This window comes from Microlunatus flavus (assembly GCF_900110855.1).
Taxonomy (GTDB): Bacteria; Actinomycetota; Actinomycetes; order Propionibacteriales; family Propionibacteriaceae; genus Microlunatus; species Microlunatus flavus.
Genome location: NZ_FOFA01000001.1, coordinates 851,533 through 867,457 on the forward strand (window position 1 = coordinate 851,533; position 15,925 = coordinate 867,457).

19 protein-coding genes and 1 tRNA gene are annotated in these 15,925 nt (G+C 74.4%); 9 read left to right on the top strand and 11 right to left on the bottom strand.

All coding sequences use genetic code 11. The features are described 5' to 3' along the window. Positions 1-22 precede the first annotated feature (22 nt). The 7 genes from BMY04_RS04090 to BMY04_RS04120 all read right to left on the bottom strand — a co-directional run bounded on the left by BMY04_RS04090 (position 23) and on the right by BMY04_RS04120 (position 4,284). Entirely contained in the window at positions 23-802 is a 780-nt protein-coding gene (locus BMY04_RS04090) for a CpaE/TadZ family protein (protein ID WP_091177769.1), read from the bottom strand. 5 nt (positions 803-807) lie between these two features. After that, positions 808-1,515 (bottom strand): hypothetical protein, encoded by a 708-nt coding sequence (locus BMY04_RS04095; RefSeq protein WP_091177770.1) that lies wholly within the window; start codon positions 1,513-1,515, stop codon positions 808-810. A gap of 4 nt (positions 1,516-1,519) precedes the next feature. Continuing rightward, positions 1,520-1,894 (bottom strand): pilus assembly protein TadG-related protein, encoded by a 375-nt coding sequence (locus BMY04_RS04100; RefSeq protein WP_091177771.1) that lies wholly within the window; start codon positions 1,892-1,894, stop codon positions 1,520-1,522. A 47-nt stretch (positions 1,895-1,941) separates the two neighbouring features. Beyond that, positions 1,942-2,397, bottom strand: coding sequence for a TadE family protein (locus BMY04_RS04105; RefSeq protein ID WP_091177772.1), 456 nt, complete (start codon positions 2,395-2,397; stop codon positions 1,942-1,944). Beyond that, a complete protein-coding gene (locus BMY04_RS04110; RefSeq protein ID WP_091177773.1) occupies positions 2,394-2,789 on the bottom strand; it encodes a TadE/TadG family type IV pilus assembly protein in 396 nt (131 codons plus the stop codon). Before BMY04_RS04110 ends, BMY04_RS04105 begins: the two co-directional genes overlap by 4 nt. A 2-nt stretch (positions 2,790-2,791) precedes the next feature. Next, positions 2,792-3,013: a hypothetical protein gene (locus tag BMY04_RS04115; RefSeq protein ID WP_091177774.1), complete on the bottom strand. Its 222-nt coding sequence runs from the start codon at positions 3,011-3,013 to the stop codon at positions 2,792-2,794. A 455-nt stretch (positions 3,014-3,468) separates the two neighbouring features. Next, positions 3,469-4,284 carry a DUF881 domain-containing protein gene (locus BMY04_RS04120; RefSeq protein WP_232506085.1) on the bottom strand — a complete coding sequence of 272 codons (816 nt, stop codon included), beginning with the start codon at positions 4,282-4,284 and terminating at the stop codon, positions 3,469-3,471. A 139-nt stretch (positions 4,285-4,423) separates the two neighbouring features. Here BMY04_RS04120 and BMY04_RS04125 point away from each other — a divergent pair, with 139 nt between their 5' ends. From BMY04_RS04125 to efeB, 5 genes are all read left to right on the top strand, one after another. Beyond that, entirely contained in the window at positions 4,424-4,699 is a 276-nt protein-coding gene (locus BMY04_RS04125; RefSeq protein ID WP_091177951.1) for a cell division protein CrgA, read from the top strand. Between the two features lie 54 nt (positions 4,700-4,753). Next, entirely contained in the window at positions 4,754-6,091 is a 1,338-nt protein-coding gene (locus tag BMY04_RS04130; protein ID WP_091177775.1) for an MATE family efflux transporter, read from the top strand. Between the two features lie 279 nt (positions 6,092-6,370). Next, a complete protein-coding gene (gene efeU / locus BMY04_RS04135) occupies positions 6,371-7,276 on the top strand; it encodes an iron uptake transporter permease EfeU (RefSeq protein WP_091177776.1) in 906 nt (301 codons plus the stop codon). A 4-nt stretch (positions 7,277-7,280) separates the two neighbouring features. Beyond that, positions 7,281-8,483, top strand: coding sequence for an iron uptake system protein EfeO (gene efeO / locus BMY04_RS04140; protein ID WP_091177777.1), 1,203 nt, complete (start codon positions 7,281-7,283; stop codon positions 8,481-8,483). A 20-nt stretch (positions 8,484-8,503) separates the two neighbouring features. Continuing rightward, complete coding sequence (gene efeB, locus BMY04_RS04145) at positions 8,504-9,859, top strand: iron uptake transporter deferrochelatase/peroxidase subunit (RefSeq protein WP_091177778.1); 1,356 nt, start codon at positions 8,504-8,506, stop codon at positions 9,857-9,859. A 27-nt stretch (positions 9,860-9,886) separates the two neighbouring features. Here the strand turns inward: efeB and BMY04_RS04150 are convergent, their stop codons facing one another. Beyond that, positions 9,887-10,687: an SGNH/GDSL hydrolase family protein gene (locus BMY04_RS04150; RefSeq protein ID WP_198409919.1), complete on the bottom strand. Its 801-nt coding sequence runs from the start codon at positions 10,685-10,687 to the stop codon at positions 9,887-9,889. A gap of 96 nt (positions 10,688-10,783) precedes the next feature. Here BMY04_RS04150 and BMY04_RS04155 point away from each other — a divergent pair, with 96 nt between their 5' ends. Continuing rightward, positions 10,784-12,010: a SigE family RNA polymerase sigma factor gene (locus BMY04_RS04155; protein ID WP_091177779.1), complete on the top strand. Its 1,227-nt coding sequence runs from the start codon at positions 10,784-10,786 to the stop codon at positions 12,008-12,010. A 356-nt stretch (positions 12,011-12,366) separates the two neighbouring features. Here the strand turns inward: BMY04_RS04155 and mmuM are convergent, their stop codons facing one another. Beyond that, a complete protein-coding gene (gene mmuM, locus BMY04_RS04160) occupies positions 12,367-13,284 on the bottom strand; it encodes a homocysteine S-methyltransferase (RefSeq protein ID WP_232506086.1) in 918 nt (305 codons plus the stop codon). Positions 13,285-13,436: 152 nt separating this feature from the next. Between mmuM and BMY04_RS04165 the strand changes: the two genes are divergently transcribed. Beyond that, positions 13,437-13,868: a Rieske (2Fe-2S) protein gene (locus tag BMY04_RS04165; protein ID WP_091177781.1), complete on the top strand. Its 432-nt coding sequence runs from the start codon at positions 13,437-13,439 to the stop codon at positions 13,866-13,868. A 25-nt stretch (positions 13,869-13,893) separates the two neighbouring features. Here BMY04_RS04165 and BMY04_RS04170 read toward each other — a convergent pair whose 3' ends face one another. Beyond that, positions 13,894-14,190 carry a hypothetical protein gene (locus BMY04_RS04170; protein WP_091177782.1) on the bottom strand — a complete coding sequence of 99 codons (297 nt, stop codon included), beginning with the start codon at positions 14,188-14,190 and terminating at the stop codon, positions 13,894-13,896. Between the two features lie 133 nt (positions 14,191-14,323). Then, a tRNA-Leu gene (locus BMY04_RS04175) sits at positions 14,324-14,406 on the bottom strand. A gap of 215 nt (positions 14,407-14,621) precedes the next feature. Between BMY04_RS04175 and BMY04_RS04180 the strand changes: the two genes are divergently transcribed. Together BMY04_RS04180 and BMY04_RS04185 are read left to right on the top strand one after the other, a co-directional pair. Next, complete coding sequence (locus BMY04_RS04180; RefSeq protein WP_091177783.1) at positions 14,622-15,404, top strand: FHA domain-containing protein; 783 nt, start codon at positions 14,622-14,624, stop codon at positions 15,402-15,404. 3 nt (positions 15,405-15,407) lie between these two features. Continuing rightward, entirely contained in the window at positions 15,408-15,881 is a 474-nt protein-coding gene (locus tag BMY04_RS04185) for an FHA domain-containing protein FhaB/FipA (RefSeq protein WP_091177784.1), read from the top strand. Positions 15,882-15,925: the final 44 nt, after the last annotated feature.

Here is a 15,925-nt window from a genome sequence, read left to right on the forward strand (position 1 = left end):
ACCTCGGCGGTCTCGTCCACGCTCACCGGCCGACCGCCTCGGTCGTGCGCGCCATCCGGCCCGCCAGCACCCCGGCCGCGGCGCGAAGGCTGCGAACCAGCGGGGAGGAGTCGAAGCGTCGGGGCCGGGGGCTCCCGTCGGAGAGGTGCGCCGCGGCCTGGGGGTCGTCGGCGACGACGGCGTGCACCCCCACGCCCAGGGCCTTGGCGACCTCGCGGCGTCCGTACGGGTCGCCCTCGCCGACCAGGACGAGCCCGGTGCGGCCCGCCGTGCTGAGCCGCTCCTGCTCGGTGAGGGAGGGCAGGTGGACGCGCGCGGCCATCACCGCCCGCAGGCTCGTCCGCAGGACCAGCCCGGTGACCGCGCTGCGCTCGACGAGCGGTCCGGGCAGACCGTGGGCCCCGAGCCGGCCGGCGTCGACGATGACGTCGTAGCCGACCTCGCCCAGCCGGTCGAAGGTGTCGGCGAGGTCGTCCCACACGGCGCCGAAGAGTCCCGCGCTCGCCGCGCGGCTGAAGCCCGGCAGGAAGAGGTGCCGCTCGCCGTCCTCGCCGCTGATCGGCAGGGTCTGGTCGAGCACGGCCTCACGCAGGGGCCGGCGGTCGCGGTGGGCCTCGGCCACCCGGAGCAGGCCCCGGCCGCCCGCGCTCTGCCCGGCCAGGTAGCCGGCGAGGACGGCCTGGTGGGCGCCCGCGTCGCAGTCGGCCAGGAGCACCGGGCGGGGCCAGGCGAGCGTGAGCCCGACGGCGAGGGTCGTGACGCCCGGGGCGCCGGCCGCCGACGTCAGCAGCAGGATGGCCATTCGCGTCAGCTCCCCGCGTCGCGCACCAGCGCGATCCGGTCCTGCGCGGCGAGCGAGGCGATGGTCGCCGCCTGGCCGGCGTCGACCTCCAGGTCGACCACCGTCGAGGTGCCGTCCGCGCCCGGGGTCGAGCCGACGACGCGGCCGGCGTACGTCTTGCCGACGAGCGAGTCCCGAGCACCCGTGCCGCCGGCGGGAGCCGGCAGCGCCACCACCCGGACCGGTGCGGACGGCTCGAGCAGGCTGGCCGGCGCCCGCCCGGTCGCCAGCCGGAGCCCGACCACGGAACGACCGGTGGCCGGCAGGGCGGTGTCGGCGAGCGAGGCGGGAGCGACCAGCGCACCCGCCGGCAGGTCGAAGACAGCCCTCTTGCCCACGACGGACGCCTGGTCGACCGCCGCGACCGTGGGCCCGGGCGGCTGCCCGTGGAGCACCACCGTCGTCAGGTCCGCCGCCTCCAGCACCTCGCCGCGGTAGACCGTCGAGGCGAGCGCCAGCACCCGGGTCTCCGTGCTGACGCGCGCGTAGACGGCGTACGAGAGCAGGCCGCCGAGGCAGATGGCGACGACGCCGAGGGCGATCCAGCGAGGGTTGCGTCGGCCGGGGAGCCGCGGCGGGGCGGGCGTCGTCGGCCCGTCCTCGACGCCGGCCCGGACCGCCCGTCGGCGGCCTGGAGCGCTGCCGTTGCGGCCGGGGTCCACCTGCACGGTCATCGCGTCACCGCTCCCGTCCGGTCGGCACGACGGAGGCGGTGGCCGAGCCCGTCCCCGTCACCTCACCGACCCCGATGGCGCTGAGGAAGATCGTCGGTGCCGTGGCCGAGGCGTCGACCCGGACCACGCCGCCCGCCAGCCGCACCGAGCCCTTCACGTTCGGCTGCCCCGCCAGGTACGCCTTCGCCGCCAGCACGCCGGCACCCGCCCCGTCGCGCCCGGCGAGTCGCTGGGTCGCGGCCGCGTTGGCCGCGGCACGCGCAGCACCGTCGGCCGCCGCCTCGGCCTGGCTCGCCGCCGTCACCTTCTGCCCGCCGTCGATGACGAGCCCGGCCGTCGCGACCAGCGCCGCGAGGATGGCGAGCACGAACACGCTCACCGCCAGACCACGTTCGTCGCGGCGTGCCCGCACGCCTGAGCGGCCGGTCATCGGGCCCGGTAGGTGTCGAGAGCGGCCTGGCCGCGGCCGGTCAGGTGGATCGAGCCGGGCATGCCCGGGAGGAAGACGTCGGCGAACGCCACGTCGCACGAGACGTCGGAGGTAACCGTGGCGGGCGTGCCGACGGGCACCGAGAACGCCGTCGTCGACACCCGGACCGAGCTGCCCCCGCAGCGCAGCCCCGCGGTCGACATCGACTGCCGGCTCGCCTCTGCGCCCACGACCCCTGCCTGCGCGGCGCCACGGGCCAGCGAGGCGGCCCGTGCCGAGGACTGCGCGGCCTCGACGACGGTGGTCCGCGCGAACCAGAGCCGGCCGCCGGCGACCAGCAGGCCGATGACCAGCACGAGCGCGGGGGCGAGGAGGGCGACCTCCACGGCGACCGACCCGGTCTCGCCACGGCGTCCGGGCCGACCCGCCCGCCGGTCCGTCCGGGTCCTCACGGCACGCTCACGCGTTCGCGCGGGCCGGACGCGGTCTCCTCGACGGTCCCCAGGCCGAGGTCGAGCAGCAGGGTCGCGTGCGCCGACACCCGGGCGGTCACCTGCTGCGGCCCGCGGTCGACGTGCACGCTGACGTCGGTCAGCCCGGCGCCGGCCGCCAGGTCCCGGGCGCGCGCCTCGCCGTCGCCGGCGGTGCCGTAGCTGCCGCGGGCCACGTCGACGGCCGCGGTCGCCGCCCTCTGCGCGACGTTGCGGGCGTGCAGCCACAGCCCGGCCTCGACGACGCCGAGCGTCAGCAGCATCAGCAGCGGCAGGACGAGGGCGAGCTGCGTGGAGGAGCTCAGGCCGCGCTGGTCCGCGGCGCCGGGCAGGCGGGGACGACGACCGGGCACGGCTACTTCGGCAGCTTGGACTTGACGAAGGCGGTGATCACCGTGACGACGATCCCCGCGACGACGACAGCGCCGGCGAGCAGGATCGCGGTCTCGGCGGACTGGCTGAGCCCGCGCTCGTCACGCACCTGACGCGTCCGCCTGGTCGGCCGCGGGGCGCGTACCCCCGCCTGCAGCAGCACGAGCACGCCGACGACCACCGCCGCCAGGTTTCTGATCTTCATCGCGGTCCTTCCGGGCAGGGGAAGGTTCCGACGGTCTGGCTCTCGCCACGCCCTACCATTCAGACTCCCCCGAGGCTGACAGCGACACGCTATAGGCGCCGACGGGTGTCGGCGCAGCGTTCGTCGATCTTGCGGATCTTCACAGAGCACTCTGCCCCAGAGGTGTTGTCCGAGGTGTTGTCCGAGCGGCCTGCGGTGTTGTCCGTGAACGCCGATTCGAGGAGGCAGGCGCTGCAAGCGGTCCGCGTGCAGCAACGTCCGGGAAAGTGGTCGCTCCGGGACCGGGAGACGGCGTCCAGGACCGTCCGAGTGACCACTTCCCGAAGGACGGTCGAACCCGGAGCTCGAACCCTCCGCATACGGCAAGTGGTCGCTCGCAGCCCCGTGGCGTTCGGGCGGGGGCTCCGGACTGACCACTTTCGGCAGAGCGCGAGCCGCAGAAGCTGGAGCGGCGCTCAGCGGGGGGAGGCGCTCCCGCCGAGAGCGCGGGCGTGCTGGAGGTCCAGCGAACCCTCGTGGGCCGGGAAGGTCACCGACTCCTCGCGGCCCTCCTCGTAGACCAGGCCGTACGCGTCGACGTACTGACGGTAGATCTGCACCGCCGTCGAACCGCCCAGGGCCGCTTCGAGCCGGTTCTGGTCGCCGATGGCGCTGATCACATACGGCGGCGCGTACGGGACGCCGTGCAGGACGACCGTGTTGCCGACGCACTTGATGCCGGTGGTGGAGATGACGCGCTGGCCCTGGATGGTCATCGCCTCCGCGCCGCCGGACCACAGGGCGTTGACCACGGTCTGGATGTCCTGCTGGTGCACGACGAGGAGGTCCGCGTCGACGCCGCTGAGCTGCACCGACGACGGCGCGTCGTCCAGCGTCACCGACACGGCCGGCCCGGTCACCGCGGTCAGCCCGGCCTCCTGCTCCTGCGTCTGGAGCTGGGAGGACAGGTCGGAGCCGTTGCTCGCGTTCTCCGCCGCGCTGAGCGCGTCGACCTGGGCGCGCAGGTCGGTGACCTGCCGGGTCAGCTCGGCGTTGCGGCGCGACTGGTCGGCCACCAGGCTCACCAGGTCGGTGTTGCGGGCGGGGCGCAGGTCGCTGCCGCGGGCGTTCACCGTGCTGAGCACGACGAGGAACGCCGCGATCGCGCACACCGTCGCCGTCAGCACCCGCGCGCCCGGCCGGCGCCCGGCGTTGCGGCGCCGCGAGGCCTCCCGACCGCGCAGCAGGGCGGCCACGACGCGGTCGCCCCACGTCGGCTGGTCGTCGGCCAACACCCGCTCCTCCGCCTCGCCTGGTCGCCCGAGGGGGCACCAGCAACTACGCTAACGCCACGACAAGGAGGCACGGCCCAGTCGCGGGCCAGCCTGGTCAGAGCCTGATCAGGCCTCCCCGAGCCCGAGAGAGTTGGTCGTGCCCGAGTCCCGCACGCGCAAGTCCGCCGACGAGAAGAAGGTCCGCAAGCAGCGGGCCGCCGCCGAGACCAAGAAGAAGGTCAAGGCGCCGACGAGCCGTCGCTGGGTGCCGCCAACCTTCATCACCGTCGGCCTGCTCGGCGTCGCCTGGCTCATCGTCTACTACGTCGCCGGCCAGGACGTGCCCTTCATGAGCGACCTCGGCAACTGGAACATCCTCATCGGCATGGGCGGCATGGCCGCCGCATTCGGCCTCGCGACCCTCTGGCGCTAGGGCCGAAAGGCCCGTCTTACACCGCTGTAGTTCTCCACACTGGGGACAACTCCTGTGGACAACTCCACCTCGACGCCCGCGACGCCCTCCAGCGCACGGCTGCTCGACCGGCGCATCCTGGCGCTGGCGCTGCCGACCTTCGCCACGCTGGTCTCCGAGCCGCTGCTGCTGCTCGCCGACTCCGCGGTCGTCGGGCACCTCGGCACGGAGCCGCTGGCCGCGCTCGGCCTGTGCTCCAACGTCCTCAACGTGCTCGTCGGGCTGTCGATCTTCCTGGCGTACGGGACGACGGGCACGGTCGCGCGCCGGCTCGGGGCCGGTGACCGTCTCGCGGCGCTGAGCGGCGGGATCGACGGGCTCGTCCTCGCCGTGCTCGTCGGGGTGGTGCTGGCCGTCGCGCTCGAGCTGCTGCTGCCGGTCGTCGTCGGCTGGTACGGCGTCGACCCCGCCATCGAGGCCCTCGCCGTGCGCTACCTGCGGATCGCCGCGCTCGGCCTGCCCTCGGTGCTGGTGCTCCTGGCCGGGACCGGCGTGCTGCGCGGGCTGCAGGACGCCCGGACGCCGCTCGTGGTCGTCGTCGCCACGAACCTGCTCAACATCGCCCTCAACGTCACCCTCGTGTACGGGGCGGGGCTCGGCATCGCCGGCTCCGCGCTCGGGACGCTGATCGCGCAGACCGGCGCGGCGGTCGCCGTGGTCACCGTGGTCGTGCGCCGCAGCCGGGCCGCCGGGGCCGCGGTCGCGCTGCGGCCGGCCGGGGTCGCCGCCGTGGCCCGCTCGGGCGGCTGGCTGGTCGTGCGCACCGCCCTCCTGCAGGCCGCGGTCACCACGAACACCGTCGTCGCCGCCGGGCTCGGCGCCACCGCGCTGGCGGCGCACCAGGTCACCGGCGGGCTGTGGACCCTGCTCGCGTTCGCCCTCGACGCGGTCGCCATCGCGGGGCAGGCACTCATCGGCTCCGCGCTCGGCAGCGGCGACGTCGCCCTCGGCCGGGCCCTCACCCGGCGGATGCTCGGCTGGGGCGCGGTGTCCGGGGCCGTCTTCGGGCTGCTGCTCGTCGTGGCGCGGCCCGCGTACGTCGGGCTGTTCACCCCGGACCCCGCCGTGCGGGCCCTCGTCGGCCGGGTCGTGCTCGTCGTCGCCCTGCAGGCCGCGCTCGCCGGTGTCGTCTACGTCCTCGACGGCGTCCTCATCGGCGCGGGCGACGCCCGTTACCTCGCGCTCGCCGGGCTCGTCTGCCTCGCCGCGTACCTGCCCGTCGCCCTCCTCGTGCGCCACCTCGGCGTCGGGCTGGCCTGGGTGTGGGCGTCGTACGCGGTGTTCATGGCCGCGCGGGCGGTCACGCTCGGGCTGCGCGCGCGTGGGGACCGCTGGATTCGTGTGGGGGCGTAGGGCGGCCCTTCGACAGGCTCAGGGAGCGTGGCCGAGCCAGGGGCAGGCCCTTCGACACGCTCAGGGAGCGTGGCCGAGTCAAGCGCAGGCCCTTCGACACGCTCAGGGAGCGTCGTGGCCCCTGACTGTTCGGCGCGTCACACCCGGTTGCCGAGCAAGGGGAGCCTCGCTTAAGTTAGGGCAGGCTCACCTAGTGGGGAGCCGCTCCGACGACCAGCCCTGAGGCCGCCGAGCACCACCCGGCCCAGAGCCACGAGGACACCGAGGAGCGCCAGCACCATGGTCGCCAACTTCCTCATCGGCCTGCGCGAGGGCCTCGAGGCCGCGCTGGTCGTGAGCATCCTCGTCGCCTACCTGGTCAAGACCTCCCGGCGCCACCTGCTGCCCCGCGTGTGGGCCGGCGTGGCCGTCGCCGTGGTCGTCTCGCTCGGCTTCGGCGCGCTGCTGACCTTCGGCCCCAAGGGCCTGACCTTCACCGCGCAGGAGGCGATCGGCGGCTCGCTCTCCATCGTCGCCGTCGCGCTGGTCACCTGGATGATCTTCTGGATGGCGCGCACCGCCCGCTCCCTGTCGGGCGAGCTGCGCGGCGCCGTCGATCGTGCCGCCGACGGCAAGACCTGGTCGCTCGCCATCGTCGCCCTGCTGGCGGTCGGCCGCGAGGGCTTGGAGACGGCGATCTTCCTGTGGGCGGCGACCTCGGCCGCCGCCGGCACGACCGGCAGCACCGTCCAGCCGCTGCTCGGCGCCCTCGTCGGGCTCGCCGTCGCTGTCGCGCTCGGCTACCTCATCTACCGCGGCGCCATCAAGATCAACCTCAGCAGGTTCTTCACCTGGACCGGCGTCTTCCTGATCTTCGTCGCCGCGGGTGTCCTCTCCTACGGGGTCCACGACCTCCAGGAGGCCGGCATCCTGCCCGGCCTGAACACGCTCGCCTTCGACGTCTCCCGCGCGGTCCCGCCGACCTCCTGGTACGGCACCGTGCTCAAGGGCGTCTTCAACTTCTCCCCCGCCACCACCGTGCTCGAGGCCGTCGTCTGGACGGCGTACGTCGTGCCGGTGCTGGCCGTCTTCCTCACGAAGGCGCGCCGCCGCGCCGCCGCCGCGCCGACCGGGCCCGCCCCGAAGGCCGCGACCCTCACGACCCGCCCGGCCGCCTCGCAGCCGGTCGCCTCCGGAAGGAACTGAACCCTTGTCCGCCACGACCCGCCGCCCCGCCGCGGCGCGCCGCCTCGCCCCGCTGGTGACCGTGGGCGCGCTCCTCGCGCTCCCCGTCCTCAGCGGCTGCACCGACAACACCCGCTCGGCGAACGACGGCCCCTCGGCCGACCCCCGGGCGCTCACGGTCTCCGCCAGCGACACCGACTGCGCGGTCTCCGGCACGCAGGCCCCCTCGGGCAAGCTCACCTTCACCGTCACCAACAGCGGCTCGAAGATCAACGAGTTCTACCTGCTGGCCGGCGACGGGCTCCGCATCGTCGGCGAGGTCGAGAACATCGGCCCGGGCATCACCCGCGACCTCGTGCTCACCGCCCCGGCCGGCAGCTACTTCACGGCCTGCAAGCCGGGCATGGTCGGCGACGGCATCCGGGCGCCCTTCACCGTGGCGGAATCGGGCCAGGCCGGCGCGACGGACGCGAACGACGGCGAGCTGGTGGCCGCGGCCAACGCCAACTACGCCTCCTACGTCCGCGACCAGACCGACCAGCTGCTGAGCAAGACCGAGGAGTTCGCCGCCGCGTACGAGGCCGGCGACGACGCGAAGGCCCGCGCCCTCTACCCCGTCGCCCGCACCCACTGGGAGCGCATCGAGACGGTGGCGGAGTCGTTCGGCGACCTCGACCCCAAGATGGACCTGCGCGAGGCCGACCTGGAGCAGGGCCAGAGGTGGACCGGCTGGCACCGCATCGAGAAGGACCTCTGGCCGCAGCGGGCCAAGGGCTACAAGGCCCTGTCGGCCGCGCAGCGGGCCACCTTCGCCGACGACCTGGTCAAGAACACGAAGACGCTGCACGCCCGCACCCGCGACATGACCTTCACGGTCGACCAGATCGCCAACGGTTCGCGGGGCCTGCTCGACGAGGTCGCCACGGGCAAGGTCACCGGCGAGGAGGAGTACTGGTCGCGCACCGACCTCTACGACTTCCAGGCCAACGTCGACGGCGCCCGGATCGGCTTCGAGGGGCTGCGCCCGATCCTGGCCTCGCGCGACAAGGCTCTCGACACCCAGCTCGACGCGCGCTTCAGCGACCTGCAGACGCTGCTCGACCAGCAGAAGTCCGGCGACGGCTTCAAGTCCTACGACGCCGTGAGCAAGAGCGACATCAAGGCCCTGTCCGACGCGGTGAACGCGCTGGCGGAGCCGCTGTCCAAGCTCACCGCCGCCGTCTCCTGAGGAAGCGAGACCACCTGATCGTGCCCGAGCAGAGCGAACCGAAGGTCCCCGCCGCCGACCCGACCCCCGCCCCCGAGGGTGCCGGGGCCGTCGAGCCGGACGCCCGTCCGCGTGGACGGTTCTCCCGGCGCCGCGCGCTCGGCGCGGCCGGGGTCGGCGTGGCGGGCACGGCGGTCGGGCTTGCGGGCGGGATCGGGGTGGCCCGTGCGTCGGTCGAGCCGCCGGCGCCGGCCGGGCCGAAGATCTACCCCTTCTACGGCGACCACCAGGCCGGCATCACCACGCCCGCCCAGGACCGGCTGCACTTCGCGGCGTTCGACGTCACGACCACCGACCGGGCCGAGCTCGTCTCGCTGCTGCAGGACTGGACCACCGCCGCCGCGCGGATGACCCAGGGCGAGGGCGCCGGGGAGTACGGGCCGACGTCCGGGCCGTACGACGCACCCCCGGACGACACCGGCGAGGCCATCGGGCTGCCGGCGTCCGGCCTGACGCTGACCTTCGGCTTCGGCCCGTCGCTGTTCCGCGAGTCGGGGCGCGACCGCTTCGGGCTGGCGGCCCGGCAGCCGGCCGCGCTCAAGCGCCTGCCGCTCTTCCCCGGCGACAACCTCGACGAGTCCCGGTCCGACGGCGACCTGTGCGTGCAGGCCTGCGCCGACGACCCGCAGGTCGCGGTGCACGCGATCCGCAACCTGGCCCGCATCGCCTTCGGCCGCGCGGCGATCCGCTGGTCGCAGCTGGGCTTCGGGCGCACGTCCTCGACCTCGACGAGCCAGGCGACCGCCCGGAACCTCTTCGGGTTCAAGGACGGCACCATGAACCTCAAGGCCGAGGACCCGGCCGGCGTGGACGCGCACGTCTGGGTGCCCTCCGGCGCCGACCCGCGCGCGGCCTGGCTGAGCGGCGGCTCGTACCTCGTCACCCGGCGCATCAACATGACCATCGAGACCTGGGACCGCCAGGCGCTCAGCGAGCAGGAGCGCGTCGTCGGGCGGACCAAGGCCGAGGGGGCGCCGCTGTCCGGCGGCGGCGAGTTCAGCCAGCCGGACTTCACCATGGCGGGCCGCGGGAACGAGCCGATCATCGCCACCGACGCGCACGTCCGGCTCGCGCACCCCGACAACAACCACGGCGTCCAGCTGCTGCGGCGCGGCTACAACTTCGTCGACGGCAGCACCGGGCTGGGCCGCCTCGACGCCGGGCTGTTCTTCATGGCGTACGTGACCGACCCCCGCACCCACTACATCCCGCTGCAGACCAAGCTGAGCCGGACCGACGGGCTGCAGGAGTACCTGCAGCACACCGGGTCGGCGCTGTTCGCGGTGCCCCCGGGCGCCAAGTCGGGCGAGCACATCGGTCAGGCGCTGTTCGCCTGAGGTCGGTCCACGGCGTACGGCTGACCCTCAGCCGAGCCGGGCGCTCGCGTCCGAGCGGGGCACGACGGTCGGCACCGGCCGCTTGGCCGTGACGCCCCGGCCGTGCGGGACGTGGCGGACCGCCTTGCCCAGCCACGGCTTGAAGTGGTGGACCACCCAGTCGACGTCGCCGGTGACCGTCTCGCGGACCGAGTGCGGGCCGGGAGGTTCCGGGAACGGGTCGGCCCAGTGCGCGTCGAAGCCCGCGACGCCGAGCCGCCACGCCAGGGCCGCGGCGATGCGGGCGTGGCCGAGCGCGCTGTTGTGCAGCCGGTCGGGAGACCACAGGCGCGGGTCGACCGCGACCGGGTAGGCCTCGAAGTCCACGAGCAGCGCCCCGTGCCGCGCCGCGGCCGCCCGGATCAGCCGGTTGAGGCGGAACACGCGTCCCCGGACGTGGCGGACCAGCGGGTTCACGGCCCCGGGGTCGACCATCGTGAAGGTCGCCAGCGTCGCGCCGCTCGCCGCCGCTCCCACGAACAGCGCCTCGAGGTCGGCCTCCAGCGCAGAGAAGTCGCAGCGCACGGAGATGACGTCGTTGACGCCCGCGAAGAGCGTGAGCAGGTCGGGCCGCAGGTCCAGCGCGGGGTCCAGCTGGGTGGCGTGGATCTCGGCGGCGTGCAGCCCGCGCACGGCGAGGTTGGCGTAGTCGAGCGGCTCGTCCTGGGCGTCGGCCAGGTGCTGCGCGAGCCGGTCGGCCCAGCCGCGGAACCCGCCGTCCTCGGTCTCGTCCATCAGACCCTCGGTCGAGGAGTCGCCGATCGCCACGTAACGCCGGAAGCCCGTCACGCCCCCGATTCTGGCCCGCCCCGACCGACGCGTGCAGGTGCCGGGGCATCGGGCGGGTCGGTCGGCTCCGAACTACCCTCTGACGAGGGGGCCCGCATGGCGAGGACGACCAGCCTGACCCGCGACCGCGACTACGCGACGTTCGTGGAGGACCGGCGCGCGCTCCTGCAGCGCTGCGCGTACCTCCTGGTCGGGCGCCGCGACGCCGCCGAGGAGCTCGTGGCCGCCACCCTCGCCGACCTGTACGCCCGCTGGCGCCACGTCCACGACCCGCTGCTCGTCGCGCTGCGCCTGCTCTACACGACCGACCTCGGCCGGCTGCCGGCGACGTCGCCGCGCGCCCGGTTCGAGCTGCTCGACGGCCGTACGACCCGTGAACCCGTCGACCCGCTGGTCACCCACCTCGAGGCGCTGTCGGCCCGCCAGCGGATGGTCGTCGTCCTGGAGTGGGTCGCGCGGGTGCCGCGCGTGGACATGGCCGCCGTCCTCGACTCCTCCGCCGAGACGGTCGCCGACGTGGCCCGCGACGCCCGTACGGCGCTCGTCCGCCGCGCGCCCGAGCTGGATGACGACACCGTCCTGGTGCGCCGCCTCGACGCGGCCGTTCCGCCGGACGTGCGCTCCGTACGCCGCTACGACGACCTGCGGCACGGCCAGGAGCTCGTGCAGCGCCGGTGGGTCCGACGGGCCGGGGTCGCGGCCGCCGCCCTCGTCCTGCTCGTCCTCGTGGCGACCCAGCTCCGGCCGGTGGCCCAGTCCCCGGCGAGCGGGCCGGCGCCGCTCGTGCCGGTCCCGACCTCGACGGTGACCGTCACGCCGAGCCCCGTGACGCCCTGCGACCGGACCCTCGTCACCTGCCAGGCCCTCCTGACCCGGGCCTGGCGGGCCATGGTCTACGAGGTCGTCGCCGACCACCTCGACCCGGAGGGCCGCTACTTCAACGCCTCCAGCTACTACGCCCGCGACGAGACCGAGGGCCTGTGGGAGACCAAGAAGGGCGCCCTGGCCATGGAGGTGTTCCGGGTCGGGAGCGGCTCGACGCAGGTCTACCTGCAGGTCGCGACCGCCCGCGCGTACGCCCCCCGCTGCGGCGAGGCGACCGGCACCACCTGCTCCTCGATCCGCTTCATGGACGGCAACCGCTTCATCCTCAGCGACGCGCTCGACGTCGCCGACGGGCTCGAGGGCCAGTACCGCCCGGACGGCACCCAGGTCGTCACCGTCGTCGTCCGCGACTCCGGGCCGGGCGCGGGCCTGGAGGTCACCCGCGCGCAGATCGTCCGGCTGCTGCAGGACGACCGCCTCCGCCTGCCCGCACTCTGATCTCGAGTGCGCTCGTGGTGGGGTGCGCGGGCGCGAGTGTCGGGGGCCGGGCGCCGGTCCGTCTGGACGAGCGAGGGGCACGACACGCTTTTCGTCGCGCCCCGCAGCGAGGAAGACGGAGCGTTCGAGCGCCCGGCGCGCGAGCGCCCCTTAACAATCAGCCAACCCCTTGCTCGAGGTCGAGGACGTTGGGGACGACGGCGACGAGGGCGATGACGAGGACACCGACGACCGCCGCGATCGCCGTGCCCAGCTGTGCGATGTCCATGCCTCAAGAGTGCGTCGCTGCGGCGTGGATCACATCAGCCCGCGGTGTGGACGTCCTGTGAGCCCGTGGTCGGGGCCGGACCCGGGCCTCAGACCGGGGTCGGAGCCCGCAGCCGGCCGACGGCGTCGGCGACGGCGCTGATCTCGTCCGGTCCGACGCGGCAGCAGCCGCCGACCAGGCGGGCCCCGGCCTCGATCCAGCCGGGAACGAGCCCGGCGACGGCGGTGCGGTCACCGGTCCAGCGGCGGGCGTCGGCGTCCCAGCGCTCGCCGGCGTTGGGGTAGACGACGACCGGCTTGCCGCTGGTCGCGTGGGCCAGGGCCACGAGCGCCGGGGTGTCGGCCGGGTCGAGGCAGTTCACGCCGACGGCGATCACCTCGTCGACCTCGGCGGCCATGGCGAACGCCTCCGCGACGGGTTCGCCGGCGCGGGTCCGGTCGCCGTCGCAGGTCATCGAGAGCCAGCAGGGCGTCGGGAGCCCGCGGACCTCGGCCAGCAGGGCCTCGGCCTCGGCGAGGCAGGGCACGGTCTCGAGCGCCAGCACGTCGGGCCCGACGTCGGCGAGCACCTGGATGCCGAACTTGTGCCAGCGCCGCAGCTGCGTGACGCTCAGCCCGTAGTCGCCGCGGTACTCCGAGCCGTCGCCGAGCGCCGCGCCGTACGGGCCGACGCTCGCGGCCACCCAGGCGTCGCCGTCGACCTCGTGCGCGGCCTGCCGTGCGACCCGGACGCTGCGCCGCAGCAGCCGGCTGATGTGGAGGCTGTCCTGCCCGACGCTGGCGAACCCGCGCGAGGACACCTGGTACGACGCGGTGGTGGCGACCTGCGCGCCGGCGGCGAAGAAGGCGCGGTGCGCGGCGAGGACGGCGTCCGGGTCGTCGGCCAGCACCTGCGCGGACCAGACCGAGGAGGAGAGGTCGCGCCCCTGCGCCTCCAGCTGGGTCGCCAGGCCGCCGTCGAGGACCACGGGACCCTCGGTCACCGCCTCCGTGATCGTCCGTGCCACGCCGACCAGCCTAGGGCGCCCCTCCCCTGAGACCGGCTCGCTCGATCGTCGCGGGAGGCGCGCTCCGCGCGCGGGCCCACGCGCATCGAGTGGGGCGGATCCCAGGGGAACGACCGCATACCGTTGACCACCCGACGCACCTGGAGGCCCCCATGACCCCGTACGTCCGTCCCGAGCGCCGCATCAGCCGGCGCACGCTGCTCGGTTCCGCCGGCCTCGCCGCCGCGGCGGTCGGCGGCCTCTCCGCCTGCGGCGGCGGGGGTGACGGCGGCGCCGGCTCCTCCTCGGGCGGGTCGGCCGGCCCCGTCAGCGCCAAGACCAGCGACATCACCGTCGGCGGCGGCAAGGTCTTCGCCGAAGGCCAGGCGGTGATCACCCAGCCCGCGGCGGGCGAGTTCAAGGCCTTCTCGTCGATCTGCACCCACGCGGGCTGCCCGGTCGCCGACGTGACGAGCACGATCAACTGCAACTGCCACGGCAGCAAGTTCTCGATCACCGACGGCTCGGTCGTGAACGGCCCGGCCACGCAGCCGCTGCCCGCGCGGACCGTCTCGGTGTCGGGAGACACCGTCTCCGTGAGCTGAGGGGCCGCGGCTCCTCGGAGCCGGCTCAGAGCTCGCCCGGCAGCAGGATCATCAGGAGCACGGCCACGGCGGCGGCCGCGACGCCGACGCACGCCACTCCGAAGCCCCACCGCCGGCGCCGCCCGTTGAGCGCGACGACGGCTGTCACGACGGCGACGACGCCCGGCACCGCGACGCGCTGGCCCTTGGCCGACCGCACCGCCCCGTCCGTCGTGCCCGCGAGGTTGAAGCCGAGCACCAGGGCGAGCAGCAGGACGATCGTGCCCGTGCAGAAGGCCAGCAGACCCAGGGCGAGGGTCGACTGCTCGCGTGGCACCGGCATCGGGGGCTCCTCGCTCGACGTCGTCAGACCGTACCGGCGGCCGAGGTCGCTCGGGGTCCACGCGGGCAGCCGGGCGATCAGGTTCCCGGAGAAGCGACGAGGACCGGTCCTGAAGGACCGGTCCTCGTGGTCGTGCGCGAGGGGGGACTTGAACCCCCACGCCCTTGCGGGCACTGGCACCTGAAGCCAGCGCGTCTGCCATTCCGCCACTCGCGCAAGGTCCAGGGCGAGGGTTGCTCACCTGCCGGACCAGCCGAAGAAGGCTAGCACGGCGCGGGCGGGCTCCCCGACCGGAAACCAGCCGGTGAGCGCACCGACGGGCGGGGCCGACGCCCTCGTCGTTGCGCGGTGCGGACAGCAGCACACCGTAGGGTGGCCGCCAGGACAGCGACCCGGCCAGCGTCCGGGACGACCACGCGGGAGGGAGGGACATGGGGATCTTCCAGCGCTTCGAGAAGCGCGTCGAGGGCGCCGTGAACGGCGTGTTCGCCCGCGCGTTCAAGGGCGACGTGCAGCCGGTCGAGATCGCGGCGCGGCTGCAGCGCGAGCTCGACGCCGAGGCCAAGCTCATGTCCCGCGACAAGAAGCTCGTGCCCAACGACTTCACCGTCGAGCTCTCGCCCCACGACCACGACAAGCTCGCCCCGTACGCGTCCACGCTCACCCGTGAGCTGGCCGACGAGCTGCGGAGCCACGCGGGCGACCGCGGCTACGTGTTCAGCGGCCCCATCCGGATCGACCTCGCCCTGGACGAGCGGCTGCCGACCGGTCGCTTCACCGTCTCCTCCGAGGCGGTCGCCGGCGTCGACGTGCCCGACGCTCCTCCCGCCGGCCGGCCGACGCGGGCGCCGCGCGAGCAGCCGGTCGCCCCGCACGAGCAGCCGGTGGCGACGCGCGAGCCCGAGGCGCCGAGCCGCGGCGCCGACCTGGTGCTGGAGGTCAACGGCACGCGCCACCCCCTCCAGCCGCCTGGCCTGGTCATCGGCCGCGGGACCGAGGCGGACCTCCGCATCAACGACCCCGGCATCTCCCGGCGTCACGCCGAGATCCGTGTCGGGCAGGACGGTCCGGGCAGCCTCGACATCGTCGACCTGGGCTCGACCAACGGCATCACGGTGGACGGGCACAAGGTGCGGCAGGCCACCCTCACCGAGGGTTCGCGGATCGAGATCGGCTCCACGCGGATGCTCGTCCACGACCCCTCCGCCCGCTGACTGATGTCGGAGATCGCGGTCACCGTCGTCAAGGTGCTGTTCCTGGCGCTGCTGTGGCTCTTCATCCTGTCCGCCGTGTCGGTCGTGCGCAGCGACCTCTTCGGCCGGACCGTGACGACCGACGATGGCCCGCCGGCCATCGAGGCGCCCCGGCCGCCGTCGCGCAAGGTGCGCCGGCAGCGGGGTGCGCCGCGCGCGCTGACGATCACCCAGGGTCCGCAGAGCGGGGAGTCGGGCGAGTTCGTCGACCACGTGATCCTGGTCGGGCGCGGGTCGGACTGCCAGCTCGTCCTGGACGACGACTACGTCTCCACACGGCACGCCCGCGTCGTCGACGGCCCGGACGGCGTCTACGTGGAGGACATGGGCTCGACGAACGGGACCTACGTCAACAACCAGCGCATCACGAGCCCGACCGCCGTCGGGTTCGCCGACGTGGTCCGGATCGGGCGGACGATCCTCCGGCTGGTGCCGTAGTGCCGGCCCCGAGAGGTCCGTCCCCGCTCCACCCCGTCCGCGTC